Origin of the sequence: Flagellimonas amphidinii, from assembly GCF_013090115.1 — a bacterium.
In the GTDB taxonomy this organism is placed as follows: Bacteria; Bacteroidota; Bacteroidia; order Flavobacteriales; family Flavobacteriaceae; genus Flagellimonas; species Flagellimonas amphidinii.
Map to the genome: position 1 here is coordinate 95,356 of NZ_JABFNN010000031.1, position 16,152 is coordinate 111,507.

At 39.3% G+C, this 16,152-nt stretch carries 14 protein-coding genes; 5 read left to right on the forward strand and 9 right to left on the reverse strand.

Going from position 1 to position 16,152, the window contains the following annotated elements; all coding sequences use genetic code 11:
• Positions 1-30: 30 nt before the first annotated feature.
• From kdsB to HJC33_RS08960, 4 genes are read left to right on the forward strand one after another with little or no spacing between them, the layout of a single operon-like run.
• Positions 31-744 (forward strand): 3-deoxy-manno-octulosonate cytidylyltransferase, encoded by a 714-nt coding sequence (gene kdsB, locus HJC33_RS08945; protein WP_171658476.1) that lies wholly within the window; start codon positions 31-33, stop codon positions 742-744.
• Positions 735-1,439 carry an HAD family hydrolase gene (locus HJC33_RS08950; RefSeq protein ID WP_171658477.1) on the forward strand — a complete coding sequence of 235 codons (705 nt, stop codon included), beginning with the start codon at positions 735-737 and terminating at the stop codon, positions 1,437-1,439. The genes kdsB and HJC33_RS08950 overlap by 10 nt, the downstream gene beginning before the upstream one ends.
• Before the next feature lie 32 nt (positions 1,440-1,471).
• Positions 1,472-2,566, forward strand: a complete 1,095-nt coding sequence (locus tag HJC33_RS08955) for an iron-containing alcohol dehydrogenase family protein (RefSeq protein ID WP_246245514.1) — start codon at positions 1,472-1,474, stop codon at positions 2,564-2,566.
• A gap of 31 nt (positions 2,567-2,597) precedes the next feature.
• On the forward strand, positions 2,598-3,137 hold the full coding sequence (locus HJC33_RS08960) for a 1-acyl-sn-glycerol-3-phosphate acyltransferase (protein ID WP_171658479.1): 540 nt from the start codon (positions 2,598-2,600) through the stop codon (positions 3,135-3,137).
• Here HJC33_RS08960 and HJC33_RS08965 read toward each other — a convergent pair.
• From HJC33_RS08965 to thrA, 7 genes are all read right to left on the reverse strand, one after another.
• Positions 3,134-3,628: a hypothetical protein gene (locus tag HJC33_RS08965; protein WP_171658480.1), complete on the reverse strand. Its 495-nt coding sequence runs from the start codon at positions 3,626-3,628 to the stop codon at positions 3,134-3,136. The two genes, HJC33_RS08960 and HJC33_RS08965, sit on opposite strands and share 4 nt — an antisense overlap.
• Positions 3,629-3,735: 107 nt before the next feature.
• Positions 3,736-4,446 carry a YebC/PmpR family DNA-binding transcriptional regulator gene (locus HJC33_RS08970; RefSeq protein ID WP_171658481.1) on the reverse strand — a complete coding sequence of 237 codons (711 nt, stop codon included), beginning with the start codon at positions 4,444-4,446 and terminating at the stop codon, positions 3,736-3,738.
• A gap of 106 nt (positions 4,447-4,552) precedes the next feature.
• Positions 4,553-5,371 (reverse strand): sugar nucleotide-binding protein, encoded by an 819-nt coding sequence (locus HJC33_RS08975; RefSeq protein ID WP_171658482.1) that lies wholly within the window; start codon positions 5,369-5,371, stop codon positions 4,553-4,555.
• Positions 5,372-5,374: 3 nt separating this feature from the next.
• Positions 5,375-6,466, reverse strand: a complete 1,092-nt coding sequence (gene gcvT, locus HJC33_RS08980) for a glycine cleavage system aminomethyltransferase GcvT (protein WP_171658483.1) — start codon at positions 6,464-6,466, stop codon at positions 5,375-5,377.
• A gap of 102 nt (positions 6,467-6,568) precedes the next feature.
• Positions 6,569-7,861, reverse strand: a complete 1,293-nt coding sequence (thrC, locus tag HJC33_RS08985; RefSeq protein WP_171658484.1) for a threonine synthase — start codon at positions 7,859-7,861, stop codon at positions 6,569-6,571.
• A 4-nt stretch (positions 7,862-7,865) separates the two neighbouring features.
• Positions 7,866-8,789 carry a homoserine kinase gene (locus HJC33_RS08990; protein ID WP_171658485.1) on the reverse strand — a complete coding sequence of 308 codons (924 nt, stop codon included), beginning with the start codon at positions 8,787-8,789 and terminating at the stop codon, positions 7,866-7,868.
• A 2-nt stretch (positions 8,790-8,791) separates the two neighbouring features.
• Positions 8,792-11,236, reverse strand: a complete 2,445-nt coding sequence (gene thrA / locus HJC33_RS08995) for a bifunctional aspartate kinase/homoserine dehydrogenase I (protein WP_171658486.1) — start codon at positions 11,234-11,236, stop codon at positions 8,792-8,794.
• Positions 11,237-11,492: 256 nt separating this feature from the next.
• Here thrA and HJC33_RS09000 point away from each other — a divergent pair, with 256 nt between their 5' ends.
• Positions 11,493-13,022, forward strand: a complete 1,530-nt coding sequence (locus HJC33_RS09000) for an NAD(P)H-hydrate dehydratase (RefSeq protein WP_171658487.1) — start codon at positions 11,493-11,495, stop codon at positions 13,020-13,022.
• Here the strand turns inward: HJC33_RS09000 and HJC33_RS09005 are convergent.
• Together HJC33_RS09005 and HJC33_RS09010 are read right to left on the reverse strand one after the other, a co-directional pair.
• Positions 13,019-13,438 carry an STAS/SEC14 domain-containing protein gene (locus HJC33_RS09005; protein ID WP_171658488.1) on the reverse strand — a complete coding sequence of 140 codons (420 nt, stop codon included), beginning with the start codon at positions 13,436-13,438 and terminating at the stop codon, positions 13,019-13,021. The two genes, HJC33_RS09000 and HJC33_RS09005, sit on opposite strands and share 4 nt — an antisense overlap.
• Before the next feature lie 158 nt (positions 13,439-13,596).
• Positions 13,597-16,149, reverse strand: a complete 2,553-nt coding sequence (locus tag HJC33_RS09010; protein ID WP_171658490.1) for an ATP-dependent Clp protease ATP-binding subunit — start codon at positions 16,147-16,149, stop codon at positions 13,597-13,599.
• Between the last annotated feature and the right edge of the window lie 3 nt (positions 16,150-16,152).

Genomic DNA, 16,152 nt, shown 5'->3' on the forward strand with positions numbered 1-16,152 from the left:
GAAGAGACTCTACAAGTGAGAATAATTTCAATGATTCCAGCCAGGTACCAAGCATCCCGTTTTCCCGCAAAGCTTATGCAGGATTTAAACGGAAAACCTGTTATTGTCAGAACCTATGAAGCAGCGGTACGTACCGGTTTGTTCGACGAAGTATATGTCGTTACCGATAGTGATGTTATCTCAAAAACCGTTTCTAAAGTTGGAGGAAGCGTTATCAGGAGCAAAAAGACTCATGAAAGTGGTAGCGATAGAATAGCGGAAGCAGTGGCGGATATGGAAGCGGATATTGTCATTAATGTGCAGGGGGACGAACCCCTTATTGACAGGGAAAGTTTGGGCAAGATCATTGAGATCTTCAAAAAAGATGAAAAAAAAGAAATAGATTTGGCCTCTTTGATGACCCCGATCACTGATTGGGAAGAAATTTCCAACCCCAATACGGTCAAGGTCATTGTGGACAATCAAGACTTTGCACTCTATTTTTCACGCTCGCCAATACCTTACCCTAGAGATGAAAAAGTAGACGCAACCTACTACAAGCATAAGGGAGTTTATGCATTCAGGAAGAAAGCCCTCCTGGATTTTGAAAAGTTGCCCATGTTGCCATTGGAAGCGAAGGAAAAGATAGAGGCAATTCGGTTTCTGGAATATGGCAAGAAAATCAAGATGGTGGAGACCCATGTTTCCGGTATCGAGATTGACACGCCCGAAGATTTGGAACGAGCAAGAAAAACATGGAAGTAGATTTTAGCAATATCAAGGTCATAGGTTTTGATGCCGATGACACCCTTTGGGTGAACGAAACTTACTTTAGGGAAACAGAGGAGCATTTTGCAGATTTGTTGGAAGCTTATGAGACCAAGAACAAAGTGGACCAAGAACTCTTCAAAACAGAGATGAGAAATTTGGAAATATACGGCTATGGAATAAAGGGATTCATGCTCTCCATGATAGAATCCGCTTTGGATTTGTCCAACAACAAGATTTCCCAAGAAACTATTTCCAAGATCTTGGAACTTGGCAAACAAATGATTTCCCACCCTGTGGAATTGTTGGATGGCGTTGAGGAAGTGCTAGAAAAATTGGTGGATAAATACAGGTTGATCGTGCTCACCAAAGGTGATCTGCTAGATCAGGAACGAAAGCTTGAAAAATCAGGGCTCTCAAAATATTTTCACCACGTGGAGGTCTTGAGCGATAAGAAAGAAGATAATTATAGTAATCTATTGGAGCATCTAAATATCAATGTCGATGAATTTCTAATGATAGGGAATTCCCTAAAGTCCGATGTATTGCCCATTTTAAATATTGGGGCCAAGGCCGTACATGTACCCTTTCATACCACATGGGTACATGAAATGGTTGCAGAGGACGAAATGGTCAACAACCATTTGAAGTTGAACGGCCTCAAGGATATTTTGAAGTATTTGGATAACTGATGAAGACGGAGAATAATTTGAAAAAGAAAGAAATGACATCATGCGGGAAGACCGCATACCGCAATTTTCCTATGGTGCCGAGGGTGGTTTTTGGCTCGGGAAGTTTTTCGCAATTAGGAGATATTTTGTTGCCCAAACGAAAAAGCTCAGATGCCCCCTTTATTTTTTTGGTAGATGATTTTTTTGAAAACAGGGATTTTGTTTCCCGAATACCATTGATGTTCAATGATGAGGTAATCTTTGTCTCGGCGGACGAAGAGCCCAAAACAGAGCAGGTGGATACCCTCGTTGTCAGGATCAAGGAAAAATATGGGGAAAAACCATCGGGAATTATTGGTATAGGCGGCGGAACACTTTTGGATTTGGCCAAAGCGGTGTCCATATTGTTAAACAACAGCGGAATGGCCAAGGACTATCAAGGATGGGATTTGGTAAGTAGACCGGCACTGTATCATGTAGGAATCCCTACCATAAGTGGGACAGGTGCAGAAGTATCCCGGACCACTGTTTTGTTGGGACCTGAGAAAAAACTGGGCATAAATTCAGACTTTACCACTTATGATCAAGTAGTCTTGGACCCAGATTTGACCAAAACCGTACCCACGGAGCAATGGTTCTATACGGGAATGGATTGCTTTATCCATTGTGTGGAATCCCTGAATGGCACCTATTTGAACGCTTTTAGCCAGAGCTATGGCGAAAAGGCCTATGAGCTCTGTAAAGAGGTTTTTTTGGGAGATATTCCCATATCTGAATCAAGGGAAAAGTTGATGATGGCCTCTTGGCATGGAGGAATGAGCATAGCATATTCCCAAGTCGGGGTGGCACATGCCATGAGCTACGGACTTTCCTATTTATTGGGCATCAAGCACGGTATTGGGAACTGTTTGGTGTTCCAACATTTAGAAGAGTTTTATCCTGAAGGTGTTGGTCTTTTTCATCAAATGATGGAAAAGCATCAGATTACATTACCCAAAGGCATATGTGCAGATTTGACCCAAAATGATTTTGATACACTTCTCTATGTGTCACTTGGAATGGAAGCTTTATGGGAAAATGCATTAGGCAAAGATTGGAAAACCATAATGACAGCAGATAGACTTCAATCGTTATATGAGAAAATATAATACCACAAAATAGGGTATCAATTATTAGGCTATGTATAGGCTTTCCAAGTTTATTTATTTCAAAATTTTGGGATGGAAATTAAACGGAAAGTTTCCGCAGGTAAACAAATGTGTGGTCATTGTGGTGCCCCATACCCACTGGTTGGATTTTTTTCTAGGTCTTTTGGTTAGAAAAGTGGTCAACCAAGAAATCAATTACATTGGTAAGAAGAGTTTGTTTAAACCACCCTTTGGATGGTTTTTTCGTTGGACAGGTGGAGCTCCTGTGGATCGTTCAAAAAGTGCCAATACTGTAGAGAGTATAGCCAAAATTTTTGAAGAAAGGGAAGTATTCCGATTTGCTTTGGCACCCGAAGGAACTAGAAAAAAAGTAGATAAACTAAAAACAGGTTTTTATCACATCGCTAAGATGGCCCATGTTCCCATTGTTATGGTCGCCTTTGACTTTGGTAAAAAAGAGGTGAAAATCTCAGAACCTTTTCATCCTTCAAAAAATATGGAAAATGATTTTAGAAATATTCATGATTTCTATAAAGGAGTGGAGGGAAAAGTTTCGGCCTATAGTTTTTAGATTTTCTTCAGGATTTTAGGTTTGGGCATCTCAACTTTTCTTGTGTTGCCCGGAAAAACCATGTCTGTACTTGAATAAGAACCTCCAAAAGTAATGGCTGCCGCATAGACTTGTTGGATAGCATCAATTACCTGGGCTTCTGAAAGTTCCTTTAAGGGGTGAGTGTAAACCGACCATACGATTTCATCACTCAAAGCATATTTTACATCCAGAACAGAATGAAAATTGGCTACTAATGCATTCAATAATTCTTCTTCTCCCAATTTTTCGCGTTCTACAATAGGCGTAATAATTCGCATTCTATTCGCATTTTCATCAAAAACACAAATGAGCATTACATCATTGAACAAAAATTGATAGGAATTACCATTGGTTTGGACGGTATCGGCCTCTTGTTCGATTATCTCATAAAGCTTTGTAGGATTCATTTCCTGACAATAGGACAAAGCTCTTATTAAAAAAACTGCTATAAAGAGTATAAAATGGCGCATTGGTGACGAAGTTTAAATCTTAGTCGCCAAATCAAAGGGCACTTTACATGAGATCTAGGTGAAACTGTTTCATCAAGGAGCATTTGAAAGCTGTATCAATAGCAGTTTTATTCCTTCATGGTATGGTACACGTTCTGAACGTCATCATCTTCCTCAATCTTTTCCAGAAGTTTTTCTACATCGGCAACTTGCTCTTCATTAAGCTCTTTGGTCACTTGTGGAATACGTTCAAAACCTGATGACAAAATTTCTATTTCCTTGGATTCCAATTCTTTTTGAATAGCTCCAAAACTTTCAAAAGAAGCATAAATATGGATTCCGTCCTCGTCCACAAAAACCTCCTCTGCACCAAAGTCTATCATTTCCAATTCCAGTTCTTCAGGATCTAGCCCTTCAGGTTTAATGGTAAAGTTACAGGTATGGTCAAACATAAACTCTACCGATCCTGAAGTCCCTAAACTTCCATTACACTTGTTAAAATAACTTCTAATATTGGCTACTGTACGTGTGTTGTTATCGGTAGCGGTTTCAATCAAAATAGCGATGCCATGGGGCGCATAACCTTCAAATAAAACTTCTTTATAATCCCCTTGACTTTTGTCTGAAGCTCTCTTGATGGCCCGTTCAATATTTTCCTTGGGCATATTAACAGACTTCGCGTTTTGAATTACAGCACGAAGTTTGGAATTGGAATCTGGGTCGGCCCCACCTTCTTTAACGGCTATGACAATATCTTTTCCAATTCTGGTAAATGCTTTGGACATGGCTGCCCAACGCTTCATTTTTCGTGCTTTCCTAAATTCAAACGCTCTTCCCATATAATTTTATGCTTGTGAATAGGGGCAAATTTAGCAAAAAAAGAGGCCTTGTCAAGCTCTGGGGTATTTGTTCTGAGAAAGGTTAATATGTATTTTATCGGGTAATTTAAACAGGAATATGATGATCAATAATTTCCTGTGATTTAATTCTTAGATTCTTGGGGAGTTTGTTGTCTTTGGGCAAGGCTGCCAAATATCTATCTTCGTTGGTCGTGAAAACCCTTTTGAGAATGGGGTGGTAGTTACCCATTTTTTTGATGATTTCCTTGATGAATTCTTCATGTTGAATAAGGTCAATGCTTCCTAAGTGAAAAATACCGGTTTTATTTCTGTTGATGAGATAGTGGATTTGTTGCGTTAGCCTGTCATCATTGGTCACATTGATGATGAGGTTGGGAAAGACCTCAATGGATTCGTTGCTGTCCAGATTGGTTTTTATCTCTTTAACTCTGGGAGAAGTATTTCCAAAGACCATAGGAACTCTTAGAATACCATATTTCTTCTCTGGCAAACGCATCATCATGTTTTCAATCTTGATTTTCAACCTCCCATAAACACTTTCAGAGAGGGTTTTATCAGATTCATAAGAAGGGAACTTACTGTAGGCATCAAACACATTGGCAGAGGAAATAAAGTATAGGGTACAATCATGTTTTGCCAAATATTCCATCAAATGTTGATGGGCTTGAATCTGCGCTCCAAAATTTCCTCGTAACGAAGAAATGATGACCTGTGGCTTTACTTTTTCAAGGACACGAAAAATATCATCCTCTTCAAGGTCATACTTATAAAACTGCTTGTTGTTGGAAAAAGTGGCATTTGAACAGTAGGTGCCGTAGGTGTCAAAATAAGAGCAGAGTTCCTTATATATGGCATTTCCAATAAATCCGCTCGCCCCTAAAATTAGTATCCTCTTCTTATCCAATCGCTATTTCGATGTTTTATAGAACGGTAGCTTTATAATGGTTGCAGCAACCTTATTGATACGTATTTGTATGTAAATTGTGCTATCGATTTTGGAGTGTTCAACCGGTACGTATCCCAATCCGATACCTTTGGAAAGGGAAGGAGACATGGTTCCGGAGGTAACTATGCCAATTTCATTGCCATCCTCATCTAAAATAGGGTAATCCTTTCTTGGGATGCCCCTTTCTTCAATTTGAAAAGCCACCAATTTTCTTTTGGGACCTTCTTCTTTTTCTTTTGCAAGAGCTTCGCTATTCACAAAGTCTTTGGAAAATTTAGTAATCCACCCCAAACCAGCTTCAAGAGGAGATGTGGTATCATCAATATCATTGCCGTAGAGACAATAGCCCATTTCCAGGCGAAGGGTGTCCCTTGCAGCCAACCCTATGGGTTTAATGCCAAAATCTGCGCCAGCCTCCAGTACTTTGTCCCAAATCTGCTGGACTTCAGAATTTTTACAATAGATTTCAAAACCTCCTGATCCAGTATATCCCGTAGCAGAAATGATAACATGTTCAATTCCGGCAAAATCACCTACTATAAAATTGTAGAACTTAATGGAAGAAAGATCTATGGAAGAAAGTGATTGCATAGCTTCAACCGCTTTTGGTCCTTGAATGGCCAAAAGTGAATAGTCGTCAGAAATGTTTCGCATTGCCGCGCCAATGGCCTCGTTGTATTTAGAAATATGTTCCCAATCCTTTTCAATATTGGAAGCATTGACCACTAACAAATAAGTTTCCTCTTTGATTTGATATACGATGAGGTCATCTACAATACCACCGGTTTCATTGGGCAAACAACTATATTGTGCTTTGCCAATCGTTAATTTTGAAGCATCGTTGGAGGTTACTTTTTGGATCAGTTCCAAGGCATTTGGGCCTTCAATCAAAAATTCGCCCATGTGAGACACATCAAAAACACCTACGGCACTCCTCACGGTTTCATGTTCAATCTTTACACCTTCATAGGATACTGGCATATCAAAGCCTGCAAAGGGAACCATTTTGGCGCCCAAAGCTACATGGGTTTCATGTAAAGCGGTAGTTTTCATTCCACTAGGTTTATAAGGTAAATTTATCGATTTCACCCAAGATGGAATACCATTTTTGGCAATGTTTTGAACAAACTGCTGTTAATTGAAAAAGCTGGTTGGCTAACTGCCCAATAAATAGGATTTTAGCTCTTCATAAGAAGAAATTTTGTTCGATTTTTTTTCTTTCCACATCACTTTTTGAATTTGAGGTGGTATTTCTGGACTAACGTCCAATGTTTCTTCAACCACGTCCAAAAATTTTACTGGATGTGCGGTTTCCAAGAAAATACCATAGGTATTTGGATTGGATTCTTGAAATGCTTTTAAACCTAAATAGCCTACCGCGCCATGAGGATCCATAACATAACCAGTTTTTGAATGAATGTTTTCCATAGCTTCCTGAGTGGCTTCATCAGTAAACGAATAAGAAGAAAGATTCGCTTGAAGCGCAGCAAAATTATCTTGGTACAGGTGCCTAATTCTGATAAAATTACTTGGGTCACCTACGTCCATTGCATTGGAAATAGTTGCAATGGAGGCCATGGGTTCGTAGACTCCATTCTTCATAAAATTTGGAACTACGTCATTGACATTGGTAGAAGCCACAAAATGCTGTACGGGCATCCCCAATTTTTGGGCTACCATTCCGGCACAGATATTACCGAAGTTCCCAGAAGGCACGGAAAAAACAATTTCTTTGCCTTTGGATTTGGCTTGTTTGTATGCAAAAAGGAAATAGAACAATTGCGGCAACCATCGGGCAACGTTAATGCTATTGGCCGAAGTCAATTTTTTATGGTCAGTGATTTCAGTATCCAGAAAAGCAGTTTTTACCATGCGTTGGCAGTCATCAAATGTACCCTCCACTTCCATGGCTACAATATTTTGTCCCAAGGTCGTTAATTGCTTTTCTTGGATTTCACTCACTTTACCGCTAGGGTACAGAATAACAACTTGAACACCCTCAACTCCCAAAAAACCATTGGCAACAGCGCCACCGGTATCTCCTGAGGTGGCTACGAGAACGGTTACTTCTTGCCCATCTGTTGAAAAATAGCCTAAGCAATTGGCCATAAATCGTGCACCAACATCTTTAAATGCCATGGTTGGCCCATGAAAAAGCTCCAAGGTTGCTACATTATCCTCAATGGCAACTACTGGAAAATCAAAATCCAAAGTGTTGGCAATAATTCGTTTCAGCTCTTCATCTGGGATATCTTCACTAACAAATTGGCGAATGGCCTTAAATGCAATTTCATGATTGGACAAAGTTTCAATGACCTCAAAAAAACTTTGGGGCAGGGGAGTAATGCTTTCAGGAAAATAAAGTCCTTTGTCTGGTGCAATACCTGCAATTACAGCTTCTTTGAAGGTAGCTTCCAAATTAGGGTTGTTCAAACTATAAAATTTCATAGATTTAGGATAGTATTTTTACTCCTTGTATGTTGATTTTTGATATATGGATGTCAAATGGAATGCCAATGTTACCGTAGGTTTCCTGCATGGAGTTGGCAACTTTTTTAGCGATGTTCTCACCTTTGCTCAATGCAAAAATTGAAGGCCCAGAACCAGATATGCCACTACCGAGTGCGCCTGCATGCATGGCATTGGATTTGATGGTATCGAAACCTGGAATCAAAATGGATCTAATGGGCTCCACAATATAATCTTGTAACGAACGGCCAATGAGGTCGTAATCATTTTGGAACAGTCCAGCAATAAGTCCACCTATGTTGCCCCATTGTTTAATCCCAGTTGCCAAAGAAATATTGGTTTTTAAAATCTTTCTGGAATCCGAAGTTTTAATCTCAATTTGTGGATGTATGACGGTTGCCCAAAGTTGTTCTGGAGTTGGTATGGATATGATATCCAAAGGGACATAACTTCTTACCAGTGTGAAACCGCCGTATATGACTGGAGCCACATTATCGGCATGCGCCACATCACTGGCCAATTTTTCACCTTGCATGGCAAATTGTACAAGTTCCAATTTGCTGAATCTATTGCCCAAGAGTTCGTTCATGGCCCAAACAGCACCAGCGGAACTTGCCGCACTGCTTCCAATGCCACTTCCTGGTTTTATACGCTTGTCAATCTCAATTTCGAAACCTCCATCAAAACCGCTTTGTTCCAATAACGCAAGTCCTGCCACGCCGGCAACATTCTTTTCGGTTTCCAATGGAAGGTCCTGTCCGGTAATCTTGGTGATTCTTATTCCTTTTTCTGAGGTCTTGCGAACAATCATTTCATCTCCTACAGAATCCAATGCCAATCCAAGGACATCAAATCCGCAGGAAACATTGGCAATGGTGGCCGGACAAAAAACTTTTACTTCTTCCATAATTAAAAGTTTCCAATTCTAATGATATCTGCAAAGATACCTGAAGCAGTCACATCCGCACCGGCACCGGCACCTTTAATGATCAAAGGCTGGTTTGAATATCTTTCAGTAAAAAACAAAACGATGTTGTCACTCCCCTCAAGGTTATAGAAATCATGACCTTTAGGTATTTTTTGTAGCCCTACTTTGGCCTTTCCATCTTCAAATTGGGCCACATACTTGAGTTTGCTGTTTGCATCTGTAGCTTCTTTGTACAGCTTTTGAAAATCAGCTTCATATTTTTTCAAGGATTCGAAGAAAGCTTCGTTGGAATTGGTTTCTAGACTTTCCTTGGGTAAGAAAGCTTCATTTTCAATGTTTTCAATATCCAATTGATATCCACTTTCCCGGGCAAGAATCAATATTTTTCGCATTACATCAATTCCACTAAGGTCAATGGTAGGGTCTGGTTCTGTGTAGCCCTGTTCTTGAGCTTGCTTTACCACATCGTGAAAAGTTGTGGAATCGTCAAAAGTGTTGAAAACAAAATTCAAACTTCCAGAAAGTACAGCTTGAATTTTTTGCACCTTGTCACCAGAGGCAATCAAATGTTTTAAGGTATCGATTATGGGCAGTCCTGCTCCAACATTGGTTTCGAACAAAAAGGGTGAATTGAATTGCTTGGCCAATTGTTTGAGTTCTTTGTAGTATGCAAAATCGGAAGAACAGGCAATTTTATTACAAGTAACCACTGAAACGCTGTTACGTAGATAATCAGGGTAGCTTTGGGCTACTTCTTCACTGGCAGTATTGTCGACGAAAATGCTGTTCCTTAAATTGAATTTTTTTATTTGGTCAAAGAAAGCTTCTTTATCAGCTTGTTGTCCTTGGGCCAAAATAGCTTCCCAATGATCAAGGTCAATCCCATTTTCATCAAAGGCCATGGTTCTTGAATTTCCTATACCAATGACACGAATATTGAGTTTAAGCTCGTTTTTAAGATATGCTCTTTGTTGATTGATTTGCTTTAGGAATTTAGCACCAACATTACCCACGCCCATAACATATAGGTTGAGCTGTTTGATATTTTCTTCAAAGAAGGCTTCATGAAGGGAATTGAGTGCTTTTTTTACATCTTCCTTTTTGATTACTGCTGAAATATTCCGCTCTGAGGCACCTTGTGCAATAGCTCTGATGTTGACATTGTTTTTTCCTAAAGTGCTGAACATTTTACCGCTTAAGCCTTGGTGACTTTTCATATTGTCCCCGACCAAAGCTATAATGGTAAGGTCCCTTTCCACAATTGCTGGTTTTACTTTGGTACTGGCAATTTCATAGGCGAAGGTTTCATTCAGGGATTCTGCTGCCAAATCCACATCTTTGTCTGCAATTGCAACGCAAATGGAATGTTCAGAAGAAGCTTGAGTAATAAGCACAATGCTGATATCCTTTAATGAAAGCGTTTCAAAAAACCGTTTGGAAATACCTGGGATGCCTATCATGCCTGGCCCTTCCAATGAGAGTAGACTGATATTTCCAACATGACTTATACCACGGACTGTTTTACCATTTCCGTTGTCATTTTTTGCAATAAGAGTTCCAGGGTTTTCAGGTTCAAAGGTATTTTTAATGGCAATTGGAATTTGTTTGCCCAAAACCGGTTGAATAGTTGGTGGGTACAATACTTTGGCGCCAAAGTGTGAAAGCTCCATAGCTTCCTCATAGCTAATATGGGATACATTTTTGGCTTGCTTCACCAATTTTGGATTTGCTGTGTACATGCCATTTACATCAGTCCAGATTTCAAGAAGTGCTACATTTTGGGCTCCTGCGATAATTGCTGCAGTATAGTCGGAACCACCTCTTCCTAAAGTTGTGGATTCACCAGCTATGCTGGAAGATACAAAACCGGGCAAAACTGTAATTTGATGTAGGTTTTCCTTGAAAAAAGAGTTACAATTCTTAATGGTTTGTTGAAAATCAACATTGGCTTTGCCAAAGTTATTATCCGTAATAATGAGTTCTCTACTATCTTTAAAAGTGGCATCAAGCCTTTCGGCTTTAAAAAACTCACTGATGATGAAGGAAGATAGCAGCTCGCCGTAGCTTACAATTTTGTCTGACAGTTTTGGAGTGAGTTCACCGATGAGGTAAGCCCCTTCCAGTAAAGTTTCCAAAACGTTCAAATCGCTTTTTACTTTGCTTAGAATGCTACTTTGATTCTGAACAGGAATGAGTTCTTTTACAGTTTTGATATGACGTTCTTCAATCTCTTTTAAAGAATCTTTATAGGAAGAATTTTGTTGTGATGCCAGTTGTGATGCGTTGAGTAGCACATCGGTAATTCCGCCTAAGGCAGAAACTACTACTGCTGCTTTTTCTTGTCCTAAATTTTGGACAATGGCTTTAACTCGATTTATGTTTTCAGGATTGGCAACAGAAGTGCCACCAAATTTTAAGACTTTCATGATGAAATAATAAAGTGAAATTTTGAATAATGAACAATACGGAAACGGACGGAAATAAATAGCAGACTACCCCAAAGGGGTGGTGGTAGTCAAAGTGAAGAAAGATGAATTGTTTTTCATCATAAATTGATTGCTGTCCAATTGTTTAAATTGTGCGTTCTTAATACGGGGATAAAAGTAGTACTTTTGGGTACTTCTTCAAATGATTCTTAAATTTTTTATGAAATCCGTACAAATAATCAATTTTTTGTGTTGAATGAAAATATTTTCTGCTGATCAGATCTATAAAGCTGATAAATCCACAATAGAAAAAGAGGGCATAACAAGCGATGTTCTTATGGAAAGAGCAGCCATTAAAATTTTTGAATGGATTCATGCTCGTTTACAAGGTGCTCAAGTGAATATTCAATTGTTTTGCGGAATAGGTAACAATGGGGGGGATGGTCTTGTATTGGCAAGGCACCTTCAAGAACATGGTTATAATATTCAGGTTCATGTGGTCAATTATAGTGAAAAACGGTCCAAAGATTTTTTACTGAACTTGGAACGACTTAAGGACAGAAAAATTTGGCCAGATTTTATTAATTATGGTTCGAATTTTCCTAATATATCCCCTGAAGACATTGTTGTTGATGCCATTTTTGGCATAGGGTTGAACAGACCGCCTGATGTATGGGTAGCCAATTTGATGGCACATATCAATAAATCGTCTGCATTTGTATTGTCTGTGGACATCCCATCGGGTTTACCTGTTGATGCGCCACCGAGCTCTCAGGTTATTCATGCCAATTATGTGTTGAGTTTTCAGGCACCTAAATTGGTGTTTTTTCTTCCAACCACCGGCATATACAGCAACCAATGGGAAATCTTGGATATAGGTCTTGATGCTGAGTTTTTGTATCAGGTTGAAACTGAGTTTGATTTGATTGGGAGACCAGAGATTTTGCCTTTGTATCGACCTCGACAAAAATTTTCCCATAAGGGAACCTATGGACATGCTCTTATCGTAGGAGGAAGCTATGGAAAGATTGGTGCTGTACAATTGGCGAGTAAAGCCTGTCTGTCTACAGGTAGTGGATTGGTGACTGCATTTGTACCTGAATGTGGGTATAATTCCTTACAGACCGCTCTTCCAGAAACCATGGTAATCACTGATAAAGAAGAAGCTTATTTATCTGAAATTGACATTCCATTTGTTCCTAGTGCCATCGGAATTGGGATGGGAATGGGAACAAAAGATGAATCGGTCAAAGCTTTTGACGCATTTTTAAAACAAGTGAAAAGTCCTTTGGTCATTGATGCAGATGGACTCAATATATTGGCCAAGCATCCAGAATTATTAAAGAATGTTCCTCCGCTATCTATTCTAACTCCACATCCAAAAGAGTTGGAACGTTTAATTGGATCGTGGGACAACGATTTTGAAAAGTTGAAAAAGGCAAAAATGTTCTCTACACAAAACGACTGCATACTTGTTGTAAAGGGTGCACATACAATTACCATTTACAAAGAGAAAGGTTATGTGAATTCAACAGGAAATCCTGGAATGGCCACTGCTGGTAGTGGAGATGTACTAACAGGAATGGTCACAGGGATGTTGGCTCAAGGATATCCATCATTACATGCTGCTCTTTTTGCAGTTTTCCTTCATGGATTGACTGGTGACATTGGTGTTCATCAACAAGGATATGAGGCATTGTCAGCGTCAGAAATTGTGAAAAATATTGGAAAAGCCTATATAGAGTTGCTTAATCCGCCGTCACAGGAAAATTCTGAAAAGTCTTAAACTTTGCTTTTTCCTTTACGGGTTTTCAATCTTTTTTTTACCCAGGCCAAGGCATTATCAAACTCAATGAAAAACTGCATGTTCTTCTTGTAGAAAAGTTTTTCAATTTTGAAATTGTGCATGTCTATCTCCTTTTTGGAGACGATGGCAAAGGCTTTGAGGTTTTCCAATCCTCTTACGTAATTATAGATAGTGGGATCAACAGCATACGAGTTTTTGCGAAGGCTGATATAACCAAAGTTTTTATCTCTAAAATGTATTTCTGAAATTCCGATAAGTTGGTATGCGCGTTCCAGCGTTACCGTGGCACCTTCATCAAACGTGGATACCATGTAGTTGTCAAAAACTTGGACAGTTCCAATGTCCAATCGGTATTCACGAACAACAATAGCCTTCTTTGTAGAAGCAATTCTCATTCCCCAAATAATTATAGTGTCTCGTAGACGAAAGTATAGGGAAAGCTAGGGGAGTGGAAAAATAATAGATTAACAGCGCAAATATCGTTTGTATGGTAAATTACGGGCATAAAAAAAGCCGGCGCTTGTACCGGCTTTTTTTATAATAAATTAATTGATTAATCTGCTTTTGGAGACTTTTCCTTTTTTTCAATTTTAATGGTAAGCTCCTCTGTTTTCTCATCCAAATCCATAAAGATACTGTCCCCTTCTTCCAACTTGGAATTTACGATTTCCTCCGCGAGGGTGTCTTCTATATATTTTTGAATGGCTCTTTTTAGAGGTCTTGCACCATATTGCTTATCGAAGCCTTTTTCAGCAATGTAATCCTTTGCTTTTTCCGAAAGGCTTAAATCATAACCTATGTCCTTGATTCGCTTGAACAATTTGTCAAGTTCAATGTCTATAATTTTATGGATGTCCTCACGTTCGAGAGCATTGAATACAATTACATCATCAATTCTGTTCAAGAATTCAGGCGCAAAGGCCTTTTTCAAAGCATTTTCTATAACACTTTTTTGATGGCTGTCTGCTTGTGCCTTTTTGGCAGCAGTACCAAAACCAACTCCTTGACCAAAATCTTTTAATTGACGTGCTCCAATATTGGAGGTCATAATGATAATGGTGTTCCTAAAGTCGATTTTCCTGCCTAAGCTATCTGTTAGATAACCATCATCCAATACCTGTAACAACATGTTGAACACATCTGGATGGGCTTTTTCTACCTCGTCCAATAAAATAACGGAATAAGGCTTGCGACGAACTTTTTCGGTTAATTGCCCACCTTCTTCATAGCCTACATATCCTGGAGGTGCTCCCACCAATCTTGAAATGGCGAATTTTTCCATGTATTCGCTCATGTCAATTCTTATCAAGGCGTCTTCAGAATCAAAAAGTTCCTTGGCCAATATTTTGGCCAATTGGGTTTTTCCAACACCAGTCTGCCCCAAGAATATAAACGAACCAATGGGTTTGTTAGGGTCTTTTAAGCCAGCACGATTCCTTTGGATTGCCTTGGCAACTTTGGCAACAGCATCATCTTGTCCAATAACAAAACCTTTAATTAGTTCTGGTAATTCTGCTAGTTTGTTACTTTCGGTCTGGGCAATTCTATTTACAGGAATACCGCTCATCATGGAAACTACGTCTGCAACATTTTCCTCATCCACCGTTTCTCTGTGCAGTTTGCTTTCTTCTTCCCAGCGCTCTTGCGCCGAAGCCAATTCTTTTTCAAGACGTTTTTCATCATCCCGAAGTTTGGCAGCCTCCTCATATTTTTGTTTTTTGACCACGCTGTTCTTAAGCTCTCGTACATCTTCCAACTGTCCTTCCAGTTCTAGGATTTGTTGTGGAACATCCATGTTGACGATGTGTACACGAGAACCAGCTTCGTCCAAAGCATCAATAGCTTTGTCTGGCAAAAATCTATCGGTCATGTATCTATTGGTAAGCTTCACGCACGCTAAAATAGCATCATCAGTATAGTTTACATTATGATGATCTTCATACTTACCTTTAATGTTCATAAGGATTTCAATGGTTTCCTCAACAGTTGTAGGTTCAACCATAACTTTTTGGAAACGACGCTCTAGAGCACCATCTTTTTCGATATATTGTCTGTATTCGTCCAAGGTAGTGGCACCAATACATTGAATTTCTCCTCTTGCCAAAGCTGGTTTGAACATATTTGATGCATCAAGACTACCTGTGGCACCACCTGCTCCTACGATAGTGTGAATCTCATCTATGAAGAGGATGATGTCATCGTTTTTTTCCAATTCGTTCATCACAGCTTTCATGCGCTCTTCAAACTGTCCGCGATATTTGGTGCCAGCCACTAAAGAAGCCAAATCCAAGGTCACAACTCTTTTATTGTAGAGTATTCTTGAAACTTTTTTGTTGATGATTCGTAATGCCAGCCCTTCTGCAATGGCACTTTTACCAACACCAGGTTCACCAATAAGCAGTGGATTGTTCTTTTTTCTACGACTGAGTATTTGCGATACTCTTTCTATTTCCTTTTCTCTTCCAACAACTGGATCTAATTTATTTTCTTCCGCTAATCTTGTCAAATCGCGGCCAAAATTATCTAGAACAGGGGTTTTTGATTTCTTATTTCCTTTTTGTGAGGAACCGGAGCCGAATGAACTTTCTTTTGAATCTCCAGTTTCATCTGGGTCACTTGGGAAAGATTCGGCTTGTGGAGAATCAATATAATCATCGTCACTGGTGATCATAGATTTGAATTGTTCCTTTACATTATCATAATCTACCTTTAGCTTGTGCAGCAATTTGGTCGTGGGGTCATTTTCATTTCTTAGAATGCATAGCAACAAATGAGCAGTGTTTATGGAAGAACTTTGAAAAAGCTTTGCTTCCAAAAAAGTGGTCTTTAGTGCTCGTTCTGCTTGTCGGGTCAGATGAAGGTTCTTTTTGTCCTTCTGAATAGTTCCAGTATTTGGGTTGGCCGGACTAAGGATTTCCACCTTTCTTCTTAGGTGATCTAAATCCACATCCAGTGCATCTAAAATGTTGATGGCTTTTCCATTACCGTCCCTTAAAAGACCCAGCATCAAGTGTTCAGTTCCAATAAAATCATGCCCTAATCTAAGGGCTTCCTCTTTGCTATATGCTATTACGTCTTTTACTCTGGGGGAAAAATTATCGTCCATACG